This window comes from Terrirubrum flagellatum, assembly GCF_022059845.1.
GTDB classification, from domain to species: Bacteria; Pseudomonadota; Alphaproteobacteria; order Rhizobiales; family Beijerinckiaceae; genus Terrirubrum; species Terrirubrum flagellatum.
In genome coordinates this window covers 1-16,515 of sequence record NZ_CP091852.1, presented here as the reverse complement: position 1 = coordinate 16,515, position 16,515 = coordinate 1, and the positions used below count along the sequence as shown (strand labels likewise).

11 protein-coding genes are annotated in these 16,515 nt (G+C 61.3%); 8 read left to right on the top strand and 3 right to left on the bottom strand.

From position 1 onward, the window contains the following. The first annotated feature begins 71 nt into the window (after positions 1-71). From L8F45_RS26675 to L8F45_RS26640, 8 genes are all read left to right on the top strand, one after another. Positions 72-1,058 (top strand): branched-chain amino acid ABC transporter permease, encoded by a 987-nt coding sequence (locus tag L8F45_RS26675; RefSeq protein ID WP_342363957.1) that lies wholly within the window; start codon positions 72-74, stop codon positions 1,056-1,058. Next, positions 1,055-1,825 (top strand): ABC transporter ATP-binding protein, encoded by a 771-nt coding sequence (locus tag L8F45_RS26670; protein WP_342363792.1) that lies wholly within the window; start codon positions 1,055-1,057, stop codon positions 1,823-1,825. Before L8F45_RS26675 ends, L8F45_RS26670 begins: the two co-directional genes overlap by 4 nt. After that, the gene (locus tag L8F45_RS26665) at positions 1,818-2,570 is read left to right on the top strand and encodes a branched-chain amino acid ABC transporter ATP-binding protein (protein ID WP_342363791.1); all 753 of its coding nucleotides are present in this window, start codon (positions 1,818-1,820) and stop codon (positions 2,568-2,570) included. Before L8F45_RS26670 ends, L8F45_RS26665 begins: the two co-directional genes overlap by 8 nt. Before the next feature lie 68 nt (positions 2,571-2,638). Then, positions 2,639-3,577, top strand: a complete 939-nt coding sequence (gene nac, locus L8F45_RS26660; protein ID WP_342363790.1) for a nitrogen assimilation transcriptional regulator NAC — start codon at positions 2,639-2,641, stop codon at positions 3,575-3,577. 137 nt (positions 3,578-3,714) lie between these two features. Continuing rightward, a complete protein-coding gene (locus tag L8F45_RS26655) occupies positions 3,715-5,778 on the top strand; it encodes a hydantoinase/oxoprolinase family protein (RefSeq protein WP_342363789.1) in 2,064 nt (687 codons plus the stop codon). A gap of 11 nt (positions 5,779-5,789) precedes the next feature. Continuing rightward, positions 5,790-7,460 carry a hydantoinase B/oxoprolinase family protein gene (locus L8F45_RS26650; protein WP_342363788.1) on the top strand — a complete coding sequence of 557 codons (1,671 nt, stop codon included), beginning with the start codon at positions 5,790-5,792 and terminating at the stop codon, positions 7,458-7,460. 9 nt (positions 7,461-7,469) lie between these two features. Then, on the top strand, positions 7,470-8,273 hold the full coding sequence (locus tag L8F45_RS26645; protein WP_342363787.1) for an SDR family oxidoreductase: 804 nt from the start codon (positions 7,470-7,472) through the stop codon (positions 8,271-8,273). A 17-nt stretch (positions 8,274-8,290) separates the two neighbouring features. Continuing rightward, on the top strand, positions 8,291-8,989 hold the full coding sequence (locus L8F45_RS26640; RefSeq protein ID WP_342363786.1) for an HpcH/HpaI aldolase family protein: 699 nt from the start codon (positions 8,291-8,293) through the stop codon (positions 8,987-8,989). Positions 8,990-9,014: 25 nt separating this feature from the next. Here L8F45_RS26640 and L8F45_RS26635 read toward each other — a convergent pair whose 3' ends face one another. The 3 genes from L8F45_RS26635 to L8F45_RS26625 all read right to left on the bottom strand — a co-directional run bounded on the left by L8F45_RS26635 (position 9,015) and on the right by L8F45_RS26625 (position 16,515). Then, on the bottom strand, positions 9,015-9,164 hold the full coding sequence (locus L8F45_RS26635; RefSeq protein WP_342363785.1) for a hypothetical protein: 150 nt from the start codon (positions 9,162-9,164) through the stop codon (positions 9,015-9,017). A 43-nt stretch (positions 9,165-9,207) separates the two neighbouring features. After that, a complete protein-coding gene (locus tag L8F45_RS26630) occupies positions 9,208-10,431 on the bottom strand; it encodes a M20/M25/M40 family metallo-hydrolase (protein ID WP_342363784.1) in 1,224 nt (407 codons plus the stop codon). A 360-nt stretch (positions 10,432-10,791) separates the two neighbouring features. Continuing rightward, the gene (locus L8F45_RS26625) at positions 10,792-16,515 is read right to left on the bottom strand and encodes an Ig-like domain-containing protein (protein ID WP_342363783.1); all 5,724 of its coding nucleotides are present in this window, start codon (positions 16,513-16,515) and stop codon (positions 10,792-10,794) included.

Here is a 16,515-nt window from a genome sequence, read left to right as displayed (position 1 = left end):
GTTCCCGCATTTTGATTGATTCAATCAAAATGCGGCGTGATCTAGTCGCAGCAAAGCCGTCGGGGATAAATATGTCGGCGAACGAAGCTCTGACCGCATCAAAAGGGCGAGACCTCGGTCCGCTTGTCGGCGGCGCTTTCGCGATTCTTGCGATTTGCGCGCCGCTGTTCCTCGGCGACTACGCGTTGCACGCCGTCATCATCTCGCTGATTTTTTTGCTTCCCGCCCATGGCTTGAACCTGCTTGTCGGTTATACCGGCCTCCTCTCCCTCGCTCAGGCCGCGTTCTTCGGCGTAGGCGCCTATGTCTCGGCATTGATGGCGACCAGTTGGGGAGCGCCATTCTATCTCAATCTTGTCGGCGCAGCCTTGGCCGCAGCCACGTTGGCGCTTCCCCTTGCGGTTCCCGCGCTGAGACTGCGCGCGACCTCCTTTGTCATGTGCACGCTTGGCTTCGTCATCATCGGGCAGGCGATCGCCAAGAACTGGATAAGCGTCACACGCGGCGACATGGGCCTTTCGGCTATTCCAAAGCCCTACTTCGCGCTGGGCGCCGGCTCTTTTACGATCAGCAGCACGGTCGCATTCTACTACCTCGCGCTCGCGATCGCAGCGCTGGCGACGCTGCTGGTTTGGATGATCGTGTCGTCTCCTGCTGGCCGCAACATGGTCGCCATCCGCGAGAACGAAACGTTGGCCGAGTCTGTCGGGATCCCGACCTGGCGATACAAGCTCGTGGTCTTCGTCATCAGCGCCGCCTTCGCGGGCGCCGGCGGCAGCGTCTATGCGCATTATCTGACGGTGGTCAGTCCCCTCACCTTCCAGATGTCCTATTCGACGCTCATGTTGATCATCGTGCTTGGCGGCGGTCCGGGCACGATCTCTGGCGTCGTGTTCGGCAGCTTTCTTTTTGTTGGCCTGTCCGAGGCCCTGCGCATCGCGCCGGAGCTGCGGATGATCGCCTATGGCTGTTGCCTGCTCGCACTGGTCTTTTGGTTCCCGAAGGGATTTGCGCCACTGATTGATCGGTTCTGGACGCTGATTCGGGGGCGGGCATGACTGGCCTTCCGATCCTCGACATCACGGGATTGACCAAGTTCTACGGCGCAGTCCAGGCCGTCGCCGGCGTCGACTTGCAGGTTCACCGCGGCGAGATCTGCGGCCTGATCGGCCCAAACGGATCGGGCAAGTCGACATTCTTTGACTGCGCGTCCGGCCTTACCCGCCCGAACAGCGGCGGCGTCAAGCTCGACGGGCAGAATATCGCCGGCTGGTCGCTCAACCGGATTGCAAGAGAAGGGCGTATGCTGCGCTCGTTCCAGAAGACCGTGACCTTCGGCGCGTTGAATGTGGAGGAAAATCTGGTCATCGCCGGCCAGATGTTCACTTTCCCTTCGCTCTGGTCGACATTCGGCATTGGCGCAAGCTCCCGCACACGCATTGAAGGCTTGCGCGAACGTGCGCGCGAATTCATCCGCCTTACGGGCCTCTGGGAGGTCCGCAATCAGCCCGCAGGAAATCTTTCGGGCGGCCAGCAAAAGCTGATTCAATTCGCCTCGATGCTGATGCCGGAGCCGAAGCTCATCTTGCTTGATGAGCCCATGGCGGGCATCAATCCCAAGCTGATCGAACGTGTCGTCGACAGCATCAGATACGCCAACACTCAGCTTGGCGTCAGCTTTCTCATCGTCGAGCACAATATCGACGTCATCACGAGCCTCTGCCGACGCGTTGTCGTCTTCGATCAGGGCCGAAAACTCGCAGAGGGGCCGCCGGACGAGATCATAAACAATCAGGCGGTTCGGGAGGCCTATCTCGGTGGCTGAACCACAGGCGGACGCTCGGCTCGACATCAAAGATCTACGCGCGGGCTATGGCTCGCTCGACATCCTGAACGGCGTCGATCTTTCCGTGCCGCAGGGCCAATTCGTCGCGCTGATGGGACCGAATGGGGCCGGCAAGTCGACGCTCCTGAAGACTTTGTTCGGCATGACCACGATCAAGGGCGGCACGATCTCTTGCCGCGGCAAGGAACTCGCCGGCCTGTCCTCTCGGGCCATCCTTGGCGAAGGCGTCTCATTCGTCCCTCAGGGGCGCTGCAACTTTCCCGTGATGACAGTCGACGAAAACCTGCAGATGGCGGCCTTCACGCTCCGCGACGCCAAGGTCAAGCCGGAGCGGGACTATGTGTACGACCTGTTCCCGATCCTGAAGCAGCGGCGCAATACACTGGCGGGCAACATGTCCGGCGGCGAGCAACAGCTCCTCGAGGTCGCGATGGCTGTGCTGCAACGGCCGCGCATCCTGCTCGTTGATGAACCTTCCGTCGGCCTCTCTCCGGCGGCGATTGGAATAGTCTTCGACGAACTCTTGCGGATCAACGCGGCCGGGCAGACGATTTTGCTGGTCGAGCAGAATACGAAGAAAGCCATGCAGGTGGCGCATCGCGCCGTCATCCTGCGATTGGGAAAGGTCATCTGGGACGGGAGGCCCAGCGAGATCACCCATGATGAGCTGGGCGAGCTGTTCCTCACCGGGAAAATGCGGGGCGAGACACACGCAGCCCACTAAAACGGCGCGGCCTTTCCGCGGACGAGAAAATCGTCATAAGCTTGCGCCTCAGGGGAGCCGCAGGAGCAATGAACGTCGACTTCAAGAAGCTGAAGAGCTTCGTCAAGGTGGTCGACGCCGGCAGCGTGTCGCGCGCAGCCGGCATCCTTCGCACGGCTCAGCCCGCGCTTTCCCACCAGATTGCGGCGCTCGAAACCCACTTCAAGCACAAGCTCCTCATTCGCAGCAACCATGGCATTACCCCGACCGAGGCTGGCCGAATCCTCTACCGCCACGCGCAGGCGCTTCTGAAACAGATCGAACAGGCGCGCGTGGACATGGACTTGTCTGCGGGCTCGGTCGCCGGTCGGGTCTCGATCGGCCTTGCAACCTATTCAAGCTCGAGCGCGCTTTCTCTGCCCCTACTGAAGGCGATGAAAGAGCGTCATCCCCAGATCGTCGTCCATATCAATGACAGCTTCGGCCATGTGCTGAGCGAACTCATCATGATCGGCAAGATGGACATGGCCGTGATTTATGGCTCCGGCCCCATCAAGGGCGTCGCGATGCAGCCGCTGTTCAGCGAGGAGCTTGTCCTGGTGTCGCCGCCGGGAACCTATCCCGAGGCGTCGAACGACCCTTTGCCCCTCTCGGCTTTGGCCGATGTCGATCTGCTCCTTCCCAGCAGTGGTCATTTCCTTCGCCGTGTGATCGATGAGGGCCTCGCGCGGGCGCGCATCAATCCCCGCGTGGCGTCGGAAATCGAGTCGGTGTCTTCATTGGGAGCCGCCGTTCTTGACGGCCTCGGCGCAACCATATTGCCCGGGTCCGTCGCCAGCAGTTCACAAAGCTTCAATGGCGCGCGCGTGCGACGGCTGGTGCGGCCCGCAATGACGGCGGCGGTGTCTCTTTGCGTCTCCGACCACTTGCCATTGTCAGAGCCGGCGCTTGCCGCACGCTCCGTGCTGCTCGATCTGGTTGGCCGCCTGGCGCAAGACGCGTCTTGGCGGCTCAAACCTGTCGCCTGAGGCCAGCCATAAACAAAGGCTATGGTGGCAGACGAGAGTCCTGTTGGCTTTCGCTCCTCTCGAATCCCTAATCTCGCCAGCGTCATCGCCGCTTGATGAGGCGGCCGCTTTTCCCGAACGCAGGCTTCGAGAGCATTATGGCCAAGCTGGCATTCGATACCGGTGGCACCTTCACCGATTTCGCCCTTCTGGACGATGCTGGCGGCGTCCATCTTCATAAAGTGCTCAGCACACCGCTCAATCCCGCCGAGGCCGTGGTTCAGGGAGTCTCCGAGCTGCTCGACCGCTTTGCGGACGTCATCAACATCGGCAAACTCCAAATCCTCGGCGCGACGACAGTTGTGACCAACGCCGTGCTCGAACGAAAAGGGGTCGAGACCGGCTTCATCACCACTGCCGGATTTCAGGACATGCTGCGCATTCGAAACGAAGGACGCTACGATCTGTATGACCTGAATATTCGGTATCCGGAGCCGCTCGTTACGCGCGCCAATAGTTTTGGCGCGACGGAACGCGTGGCGGCCGATGGCCAGGTGATGACGGCGCTTGAAGAGGATTCGATCCGCGAGATCGCCGGGCGCCTGCGAGAAAAAGGCGTGCGATCGGTCGCTGTGTGCCTGCTTCACGCATACAAATATCCCGCGCATGAGCAGCGCGTGGCGGCGCTTCTGAGAGAGGAGCAGCCGGACATTTTCGTTTCGCTCTCATCCTCGGTATGTCCCGAGATGCGCGAGTTCGACCGCGCATCGACGACTGTCGTCAACGCTTATACGCGTCCACAAATGGCGAGCCACGTCGCGCACCTCCAGCGCGAATTCGCCGCGAAGGGAATTACCAGGCAAGTGCTTTGGATGACCTCCTCGGGCGGACTCGTTCCGAGCCGGCGCGCGGCTGAGCTGCCAGTGCGTCTGATCGAGTCAGGCCCTGCGGCCGGAGCTGTGGCGGCCGCCGAATTCGGACGCATCGCTGGCGAGGAAAGCGTACTGTCATTCGATATGGGCGGGACGACGGCCAAGCTCTGCCTCATTCCCGGCGGCGAACCGACAGTCGGAACGGATCTCGAAGTCGCGCACTACCAGCGTTTCCGGAAGGGGTCCGGATTTCCGCTCAAGATTCAGTCCATCCAGATGATCGAGATCGGCGCCGGCGGCGGCTCGATCGCCTCGAAGAACGCGCTTGGCCTGCTCAATGTCGGCCCGCAATCGGCCGGCGCCTTGCCGGGGCCAGCCGCCTATCAACGCGGCGGGACGGAGCCAACCGTCACCGACGCCGACATCCTTCTCGGCTATATGGGCACGGAGTCCTTCGTTGGAGGGTCCTTCAAGGTTTCAAAGCAGGCCGCGCAAGTTGCGGTGCAGAAGCTTGCGGACGAGCTCCGCGTGTCGGTAACGCGATGCGCTTACGGCATTCACGACCTCGTCAATGAATCCATGAGCAAGGCCGCCGCCATGCACGCCACGGATCTTGGCGTTGATCCGCGCGCGCTGCCGATGGTCGCTTTCGGCGGCGCTGGTCCCGTGCATGCCTATGGCATTGCTCGCAAGCTTGGAATCAAACGCATCATTTGCCCGACCGGAGCTGGCGTGACCTCCGCGATTGGCCTGATCATCGCCCCCGTCGCCGTCGACCTCTCCGCCAGCGCGCCAATGGCGCTTGCGAATTGGGACGACGCTGAGGTCAAGCGTCTGCTCGGCGATCTGGCAACGGAGGGAGCGGAAGTCGTCGCGGCGGCAGGCGTTCCCCGCGATTCAATCGCCAATCGTTACACCGTCGACATGCGCTATGTGGGGCAGGGACACGAAATCACCGTGACCCTCCCGGCGATTGAGCAACCGCGTGAAGCATTCCTGGCCGAACTCGTCGGCAACTTCACCAAGCTCTACCGCGAATTGTTTGGCCGCACCGTCAACGCCGAACTCGAAGTCATCACCTGGCGGCTGCGAGCCTCCGGAAGCAAGGACAAAGTAACACGTCCGCATGTCGCGTCCGCCGCGCAAGCGCTCAAAGGGCGCCGATCGGTTTATTTTCACGAGATCGGCGACAGCGTCGAGACCCCTGTCTTCGACCATTACAGTCTTCCCGTCGGTGAAGTCGTGCAGGGGCCGGCCATCATCGAACAAAGAGAATCGACGGCTGTCGTTGGCCCAAGCGGAAGCGCGCATGTGGATGCGCATGGCAACCTGATCATCAACCTCCGCTGAGGATGACGCCGATGTCCAAGCTTCGCCAGGATTTCAACGATCCCATCAATTTGCAGGTGATGTGGAACCGCTTGATCTTCATCGCCGACCAGGCCGACACGGTCCTCGGCCGGACCGCTTTCTCGCCAATCGTGCGAGAGAACCACGATTACGTGACGGTGCTGCTCGACAGCCGTGGGCGCGCGCTCGCGCAATGCACCTGGTCGATCCCCGTCTTTATCACTTCGTTGCCTGTCGCAGCGCAGAAGTATTTTCTGCCGAAATTTCCCACCGGGGCCCTTGAAGAAGGCGATGTTCTCGCGACCAACGACCCCGAAATCGGCACCGGACACCTGCCCGATGTCACAATGATCACGCCGATCTTCAAGAACGGAAAGGTTGTCGCCTATGCCGGTTCGATCGCTCATTTGCCAGATATCGGCGGCGCGCCGCTTCATTCTGAAGCGACTGACATCTACGAGGAAGGCATCCGCTTCCCGATTGTAAAGCTTCATCGCGCCGGCGCGCCGAACCAGGACGTGCTTGATATCATCGCCGCCTCTGTTCGACTCCCCGTCGAGGTGATGGGCGATCTTGAATCGATGGTCGCGGCCAATGCGGTCATGGGCCGCGAACTTCTGAAATTTCTCGACGAATACGAATTGGACGAAGTTGACGGCCTTGCCGATGCAATCCATTCGCGGTCAGAGACGAGAATGCGAGACGCGATCCGCGCCTGGCCAAACGGCCGTTATGAAGCCGAAGTTCTTCTCGATGGCTACGAGGCGGATATCAAGCTGAAAACCACGGTGAACGTGACCGACGACTCCGTGCATGTCGACTATAGCGGCTCATCGGATCAGGTGCTGCATTCCATCAATTGCCGCACAAACTATCGCTACGCTCATTCAGTCTATGCATTAAAGTGCCTTCTCGATCCGGAAACTCCCAACAACGAAGGCTGCATCACTCCGATCACCGATGAGGCGCCAATCGGCTCCATCCTCAACCCCGAGACCTGGACGGCCGGAAACTCTCGCAATCTTATTGGCCACGTCATTCCATCGCTCATCTTCAAGGCGCTCGAAAAGATCGTGCCCGACAAGGTGATGGGTGATAGCGGCGGCGCGCCCATCTGGGCGGCCAATTGCGTGGGACGACGCGACGATGGGTCCCAATATGGATCCGTGCAGAATTTTCACGGCGGCCAAGGCGCGCGCGCCGAGCTTGATGGTCTCGACACGTTGAGCTTCCCTTCGAACTGCAAGGTGACCGCTATCGAAATGTTCGAAATCGCTGTGCCAGTCCTCACCGAATGCAAGGAGTTGATCCCTGACTCCGGTGGCGCGGGCCGGCATCGCGGCGGCCTTGGGCAGCGCGTGGTCCTTCGCAATCTCGCGAAGACTCCTATGAGCGTCTATCTCGCATCGGAACGTGTGCGACACCCCTGCTTCGGCGTGGTCGGTGGACAGGCAGGCTCTCACGGCAGCGTCAAGAAGAACGGCAAACCGCAATTTCCGAAAGGCAAGGTGACGCTGAAGACCGGAGATCGCCTTCAGGTTGAAACGCCGGGCGGCGGCGGGTGGGGCCTAGCGTCCGAACGAGCGAGCGTCCACATCGCCAACGATACGGCCGAGGGTTTAATAACGAGCGAGGCTGCGCGAAAAATCTATGGCCGCGCTCAATTAGCGGCGGCCGAGTGAGGCTACGCGATGGGACTGCTTGAAAGGAAAATCGCCCTGGTGACGGGCGCCGGCTCGGGAATTGGGCGCGAAACCGCGATCCTGTTGGCGGCGGAGGGCGCGACCGTTGTGCTTGCCGGTCGACGACGTGAACCCCTCGACAATGCGGTGGATGTGATTGCGAAGCAAGGCGGGAAAGCGATCGCCAGACCGCTCGACATCAGCTCGCGCAATGAGATTGTGGCATGCATCGCAGCCGTGGAGACTGACATCGGCGCCATCGACATCCTGGTGAACAATGCGGGCAGCGCCAGCAAGATTCTGAATCCGCGCTATCTCTCCGAGGCGGAGTGGAACAGCGTTATGAACGTCAACCTCACCGCTGTCTTCAATCTGAGCCAGGCGGTTCTGCCTGCGATGATCGCGCGCGGCGGAGGCACGATCATCACGATCTCTTCGCTCGCCGCGCTCAATCCCAATTTGCTGGGGGGCGCAGCTTATGGCGCGGCCAAGGCGGGCGTGCACAACTTCATGGGTTTCCTGCACAACACGTTTCGCAACCAAGGCATCCGCGCAACGACCATTCTTCCCGGAGAAACCGATACGCCGATCATGAATAACCGGGCGCGGCCGCCCTCGCCGGAGGAGCGCAATGTTATGCTCGAAGCCCAAGATGTTGCTCGCGCAGTGCTTCTCTGCGCCAGCTTGCGGGACGGCGCCATGATTCCGGAGTTGCATATTTGCCCCACGCGCCAACGCGACATCTCGGCTGATCTCGAAACCGCCCGCTGGGTCGGCGCGCCTCACGATGCGAGCGGTGGTCCGCACAAATAAGCTGAGAGGGCAAACTTATGAACGGAGCCAAGCTGCGCGAGCGCCTGAGCCACGGCGAATGCATCAGCATGCTGACGACGCATTTCCCCTCGCCCGGACATGCGGTGCGACTAACCGAGCTCGGCGCGGATTCAATTTTTCTTGATTGCGAGCACGGCACATGGAGCTTCGAGGATATCCGGCTGACGGCTCAAGCGATCCGCGGGGCTGGCGGCGCGGCAATCGTGCGGCCTGACTGCCATCAGCGCTCTCTCCTCATCCGATACCTCAACGCCGGCGCCGACGCGCTCATGGTTCCGATGATTGAGAATGCAGTGCAAGCGCGCGCAATTGTCGATGCAGTTCGATACGGCTGCTACTCAGACCACGAGAAGCGGCTTGTGATTGCCATGATAGAAACGATGGGAGCGATCGAGCAGCTCGAGGAAATACTATCTGTCGATGGAATTGACATCTTCTTTGTGGGACCTGGCGATCTGTCACAAAACATGGGCTTCGCTCCCGCTCCAGCGTTAGGACAACCTCGCCCGGAATCTGTTGTCAGGAAAGTCGGCGAAGCAGTTGCCAAGATTCGCGCCGCCGGAAAAATCGCGGGGACACTCGCCACTCTCGAAGAACTGCCCACATGGCGCAAAAGCGGCGTACAATTCTTTTATATTCACTCCGATCCCTTCCTCCGCAGGGGGATGAACGAGGTCCATCAACTTCTCAAATGACGATCGTTGAGAAGCGATCTGTCCGTTAGCGCTGCGCCAATCCTGAGTATTCGCGGTCGTTCTCCAAAGCCGTCGCTCGCGCTGCGATCGAATTCAATCCACGGCGGCGTTTTTCACTGTCGTCGGAACAGATCACGGCGACGCCAATCTGCTCGCATAGCGCGAGCTTGCTCACGCCAGCGACCCCATCTGTTTGGGAGAACCCAGCGATGAGAGTGCTATTCGCAAATGAAGCCAGCCACAGCAAGGATTGTGGCAAGGCTGGCGGTCATGCCGGACAGGCTGGCGGTTTTCTCGACATCGATCCACTCGCCGAGCGAATGCGCCCGGCCACCGGTTCCACCCGACCCGATCTTGATCGCGGGTATGCCGAGACTCATCGGGATATTGGCGTCGGTGGATGACGCCTCATGCTTCGGCGCAAAGCCATGCGCCTGGTAAGCTGTGGTCGCATACTGCACGATATCGGCGTCCATGTGCGTGGCGCCGGCGGGACGATCCCCCACCGTGCGGATTTCGACCGTGATCGCGCCGTCGCTGGTCGAGCGAGTAGCGTTTTCCTGCTCAACAGCGCTGGCCACAATCTCGCGGCAGCGGGCGTCCAGTTTCGCAAGCTCTTCAGCCGATTCCGATCGCAGATCGATGTCGATCCAGGTCTCCTCGGGGATGGCGTTAACCGAGGTTCCGCCGCCGACAATGGAGGCGCAAAAGGTGGTGCGAGGCGTCTCCGGCGCCTGGATGCGGCCGAGCTCCACGATCGCCTGCGCCATCGCGTACATCGGGTTCACGATGCCGAACGCCTTGAAGCTGTGTCCGCCCGGTCCCTTGAACCTGATGGAATAGCGTTTCGAACCAACGCCGGCGACGACGATCTTGTCCATGTTGGGACTATCGACGGTTATGAATGCTTCGATCTTGTCGCGATACCGGCCCTTGGTGAAGAGGTGGCGGACGCCGCGCAGATCGCCCAGACCTTCCTCGCCGACATCGCCAACAAACAGGATATCGTTGCGCGTGCGGACGCCAGCCTCGTCCATCGCGCGGATGAAGGCCAACAGTACGGCAAGACTCCGCGTGTCGTCGCCAACTCCCGGCGCGTAGAGCTTGTCGCCCTCGCGGCGCACGGTGACGTCGGTTCCTTCCGGGAAGACCGTATCGAGATGAGCGGCGACGACTATCAATGCCCCGTTGCCTGCGCCGCGCCTCAGGCCCATGACATTCCCGATCTCATCCTGCTCGACATCCTCGAGCCCGTGCGCGCGCAGCATTTCGAGATAAGCGGCGGCGCGCCTGGCCTCCTTGAAAGGCGGAGACGGAATTTCGGTCAGCGTGATAATGTCGGCGACGGTCCGGTCGTGATCGGCGTCGAGCTTTTCGACGGCCGCTTGGAAGGCTGAATGGCGGGTGATCGTCGCGATTTCCGAGGCGTAATCACGCTCCATGGGCATTCCTTCTCAAGAGGCTGCTAGTCTGGTTGCTGCTCGACTCGGCTTGCGGCGCCGCTCGGGCGAAATCAAGCTACCGAGATTGCGCAGCGGACCCAAGCCGGTCTGCTTCCGTGAAGACTGCGCAGGGATACGGCGGCGCGATGGAAGGCGCTGTTCGCCAAGCGCGTTGCGGCTCGCCAGCGCCTCGACTCGCTGTCCCACAAAGCGAAAGAGGCCGCGAAAGGCGGCCTCTCGAAATCCGTCACGTCATAAATCGAAAATCGTCAGCGTGGAGGCTGGCTCTCAAGGCTGCAAATCCGCGAAGACCGAGAAACATATCCACGAGCGCAGCGAAGACTATCAGATCGCAGCGCATCACATGAACAAGAAGTCATTCGCGTGCAGGCTGTTCATCGAGATCTGCTGCAGCGTGATTGTGAGATCTGTTCCAAGGCTGATCGTCGTGTCTGCGCCGACCTGATGCATCGCAGCCTGCACGGCCGCGAAGTTCGCAAATGCACTGCTATCGAACGCGATGCGGTCGCCGTGCGCGAAGTCCGTGATGAGGTCCTTGCCGAACTGCGGGCCGAACATAAAGGTATCGTTTCCGCTTCCGCCGGTGAGAATATTGTCGCCGGTCCCGACCTGGAACACATCATTGCCATTGGCGCCGGCGAGGTGGTTGTCGCCGTTGCCGACAGTCACCCGGTCGGCGCCATTGCCTCCAAAAAAGATGTTGTCGCCGTTCCCGAGGGTCACGACTTCATTGCCGTTGCCGCCGTTGACGGTGTTGTCACCATTGCCAGCGGCGATGACGTCATTGCCATTGCCGCCGTTGAAAACATTGTTTCCGTTGCCGGCGGTCATGACGTCGTTGCCATTTCCACCGTCGAAGAGGTTGTCGCCGTCGCCGGCGCGCATGACGTCGTCGCCATTGGCGCCGATGAGCTGGTTGTTCCCGGCGCCGCCATCAAGAACGTCATTGCCGTTGCCGCCATCGAGGACATCATTCCCGCGGCCGCCAACGAGAACGTCGTTGCCATTGGCGCCGGAGATGTTGTCGTCGCCATCCTTGCCGTTGATGGTGTCGTTGCCGTTGCCGCCATCGATCACGTCGTCGCCATTGGCGCCCGAGAGCACATCATTCCCGTTGCCGCCATGAATGGTCTGGCCAGCCTCGGCGACATTGGTCACGCTGACATGGACGAGCTGTGAGCTGCTGGCGCCAAACGCGTCGGTCGCGGAGACTATCACATCATAGACATTGTTGTGATCCGCGTCTTCCCGGGTCTCGAAATCGGGCGAATTAACGAAGCGCAGCGCCCCGCTGTGCTCATCGATTGCAAAGAAGAGCTGATCGTCGCCACCCGCCAGCGCAAACCTGAACGCGTCATGCTCGGGATCGGTTGCAGCGACCATTCCGACCGCCGTCTGGTTTTCCGCCATCGAGAAATTGCTCGGCGAGGTGAACATGGGCGCGTCGTTGACCGGAGTTACGGTCAGATTGATCGCGCCAATATTCGAGTCGAGATCGCCGTCATTCGCCTTGTAGGTGAAGCTGTCCGCGCCGTTGAAATTGGCGCCCGGCGTGTAGGTGAAGCTGCCGTCGGCGTGGAAAACGAGCTGCCCATTTTGCGGTCCGTTCACCAGACTGTAGCTGAGCGGCGACGGCAGGCCGTCCGGATCGCTTGCAGAGACCTGGCCGTTGATGGCCTGATCCTCGGCGCCGCTCGCTGCGCCGTTCTCAGCGACCGGCGCCTGATTCGCGGCGACCGTGACGAGCGTGCCGCCGGCGCCGTCCGCAGCGGTCTTGAAGAGCTGGTGGCTGTAATCGTGCATGGGATCGAGCTGCAAGGTCACCGAAACGGCGCCGCCGCTGACGGTCAGCACATTGCCAGCGCCGAGCGTCGCCGAGGCGGCCGCGCCAATGCCCCTGAGGTCGAGCACATCGTCGTCGCCAAAACCGGCGATCGTGGCGTCGAAATGCCCGTCCGCGACCGTCGCCGCAGCAAGCCGCAACGTCTGGGCCCCGGTTTGCAGATTGGCGGAGCCAAACCCTTCGCTGCCAATGGTCCAGTCGCCGCTGAACAGGTTCACAACCTCAAAGGCCGAGAACGATCCCAGACTTCCAACGCCGGCGCCGCGAAGATTGATCGTATCGATCCCGACGCCGCCATTGACATCGGCGGAGAAGGTCGCGCCGGTATAATCGTCAAGGATATCGTCGCCGCCGCCGAGCCCGACCGTGCCGACGATCGCGCCCTTGTTCGTCAGCGTGTCAGCGAACGTATCGGTGATCGAGATCGCTTCGCCATTGTCGCCCTGGATCACGCCCTCATTGTAGATCGTCGTAACGGCGAAAGCGTTGCCGAGACTGCTGTCGTCGACCGTGATCGCGCGCTGCGCGCTATGGATCGTGGCGCCAGCGAAGTTGTTGATCTGTCCGCCGCCAATCGTGATCGCTTCCGTCAGACCGCCCGTTCCGGCGCCGAGCGCCTGGATGAGACCGCTATTGTCGATATTGGCCAGACCGTCGATGTCGACCGCGTCGCCATCGACAGATCCCGCCGCATGGCCGGTGATGGTTCCGGCGTTGTGGATCGTCGAGGTCGTGCTGGAGCCGGTGTCCAGATTGACGCCCGAGCCGAGCTGACCCGTGATGGTTGCGCCGACGTCATTGTCGATCGCAATCGCCTGCTTGCCGGTGATCCCGTGGCGGGCGCCGGTGATAGAACCGCCATCGAAATTGTGAACGCTACCAAAGCCGACATCCTGGAAATCGACGCCGTCGTTGCTGCCGGTTCCGCCAGCGGTGATCTGACCATGGTTGTTGATCAACGCGTTCGCGCCAGGGCGGATCGCGTCTGCGCCTGCCGTTGATATGATCCCGGTCGACTCGTTGGTGATCGTCGTTGAGACGGTTGCAGACGTGATGTTGTTGAAGTCGAGCGCCTGCCCATTGTTGGAAGACCGGATCGTCCCCGCATTGTCGATCGAGACGACGCCGTTCGGAAGATCGGCGTTGATGCGGATCGCGTCGTCGGGCGAGACAATGCTCGCCCCGGCGTGATTGATCAGCGTGAAATGGTTGTTTCCATTCGAGGCGCCCGTGGTGTCGATGCCGCGCCCGCTGGCGGCGCTGATCGCGCCGGAATTATCGACCGTCGCATTCGATCCGGTGGTTGGCGGCGCGAGGTCCCAGATGATCGCCGGGCCGGTCGCCGCGCTCAGCACGCCGCCTGCGCCCAACATGTAGCTCTGTTGTCCGCTGACGACGGGCGCGATGTAGAGACTCGCGGCAAGCGGCTCGTGATCGCTCGTCTGGTCAGCGAACTCAGCGTTGAGATGGACGATATCGAACTGCGTCTGGCCAGCGAGGCTGTTGCTGACCATCATATGGTCGAGCGTCTCCGAATTGCCCTCGAACACATAGTCGTAGCGCTCATTCGCCGGCAGCAGATCCTGCAGATCGGTAAGCACCGCCGTCCCGCCCGGCGTGTAGGTCGCGGTCGCGGTAATCGGATCGGCGCCCGGCACGTCGTAATTGCTGATCGACGCCGTGCCTTTGAGCACGTTGATCGGCTCCTCGAACTGGAATTCGTTCAGGTCGCCAGCGACAATGATCTTCGCATTGGGATTGGTCGCCTGCAAACTGTCGACGAAGTTGTTGACCGCTTGCGCCTGCGCGGCGCGCGTCACCTCGCCGGCGTCGAACGGCGTCGGATCCGTGCCGAGCAGCGGCGCGCTGCCGCCCTTCGATGTGAAGTGGTTATCGACGACAGTAACGTCCTGGCCGTTGAACTTGAAGGTGGCGATGAGTGGCGGGCGCGACTGATAGAACGGGTTGTCCGGATTCGTCGCCTGATCGGCGTTTGCTGCGGCCGAGGTGATCGGCGTGCCGTCGGCGGCGAGAGTCTTCAGCGAATTCGGATCAAGCGTGACCCGGTCGTCGCGATAGATATAGGCGGTGCGGATGTTGCCGCCCGGTTGGCCGCCATTGGCGGTGCCGGTCGCATTGTTGTTGATGAAGGGATTGTCGACGAATGAATAATGCGCAGAGCTGCCGACCGCCGAGGCGAGCGCATTGAGCTTGTTGACGAGAAGCTGGAGCGTACCCGCCGCCGAGGTGTCGCCGGAGATTTCGGCGCCATCCTCGTCCTGCACCTCCTGCATCGCCACGATGTCGGGTGCGTTCAGGGCGTGGAATATCTGGCTCGCGATTGTATCGAATTTACCGCTGCCGACATCATCATCGACATTGCTGGCGCTGTGGTTCTGCACCTTGTTGATGTCTTCGACCTTCGGATCGAGGTTCTCGGCGTTGTAGCTGACGATGACGAGGTGGTTGCTGTTGCCGGAAAGCGTGCTGGTCTCCTTCACCAGCGGACTCGCCTGGGTCACCGAATAAGGTTGCGTCGCCAGCACTTCGTAATTGGCGAAGGCGTAGGCGACGACGCCCGTCACATCGGACAAATGCGCGCCGACATTCACCTGCGGCTTGACGAAGCCCGACATGCTGCTGGCGGCGGTCTGCAAGCCGGTATCGGTGTCGATCTGAATCCTTTCCGGATTATAGTCGCCGCCGGTGGAGTCATTATCGCCGAACGCCGTCTGGCCCGGCGTCAGCAGCAGATTGCCGCGCGCGGTCAATCCGGTCGCGCCGCCGATGCCATTGCTCGCATTATCGTCATTGTCGACGACCGTGAAAATCTCGCCAAAACTGTTGGTCGGGCCGACCGCCGTCGGGGCCTTGACCGTGACCATCATCCCTTCGAGGCTTTCGTAGAACAGGCTGCCGGCTACGAGATCGGATGTCGGCGGAATGAGGCCGCCAGTTCCACCAATCTGCACCGCGGCGATCGCTGGCCCCACGCCGAGATCGGTGACGGCGCTCACCAGGCCGATTTCGGTTGTCGAGAAACTGCTGGCGGCTGCGGTGCTCGGCGTGAACTCCTGCACCGTGCCGGTCACCTGCACGAGATGCCCGGGCGTCGGGAGCGTCCCGCTCGGCATGAACACGAAGATGGCGTCAGACGTTGCGCCATTCCCATCGCCGTTCGGATCCTGAATATAGAAGCCGCGGCTACCCTCGCCGCCTGACGTCGTATCAATGGCGGTCACGACGCCCTGCGTCGTCACAATGGTTCCGGCGAGCGCCGATATATGGCCGCTGCCCTGGATGTCGTAGATTCGCGTGATCGTCTGATCGTCGTTGATGATCGTGCCGGTGGCTTCGGCGTCGCTGATCGTGGTCGTGCCGATCGTATTCTGGATGTTGGCGAGGTTGACTGCGAAAGCTTCGCTTGGCTCCACGATCGTATCGCCGTTGATCGTAATCAAGATTTGCTGCGTCGCCGGACCGCCCGCGGCGAAGCTCAGCGTGCCCGCGGCGGCGACATAGTCGCTGCCGGCCGTCGCGGTCCCCTCGGCCGTCGCATAGTCGACGGTGAACGCGGTGCTGGTGTCGCTGCGCGTGACCGTAAAGGTCAGAACCTTGGTCCCGTTGTCGCCTTCAGTGATCGAGGCGTCAGCGATCGAGACAGTCCCGCTTCCGCCGCTCGCGCCAAATGTCTGACCGGCGTTCACCGCGCCCGCATTTTGCGCCTGCTCGGAATGCCATGTGAAATCGCTGTACTGCGCGCCCGTTCCGACAAGCTGCAGCGATTGTCCGGTCACATCTCCCGGCTCCGACACGCCGATGTCGGTGCTGGTCATTCCGGCCGCAGGGCCATTCGCCGCGACAAAGGAGCCTTCGTAGCTGAGGAACTGGACGACCGCGCCACCAGAAATAGAGCCTCCCGTGCCGCTTCCCGTCACCACGCCGCCCTGCACGAGCGCGAAGCCGTCCGGCGCGCCGTTCTGGATGCCATTGACGGGGTAGTTGAACGCGACGGCGCCGAAGCCGTTCTGCTGATCCGGAATCAATCCCGACAGCGGGATCACATTGTAGACCGAGCGGCTCGACGGATCGCCATTGTAAAGAACAAGCGAATAGCCAGAGAGATCAGTTCCCGCCGCGCCGGCGATCTCAATGAATTCGCCGGCGTCCGTGCCGGAATTGTCGTAGTGAATTTCGTTGATCCAGATGGCGGACGCCAT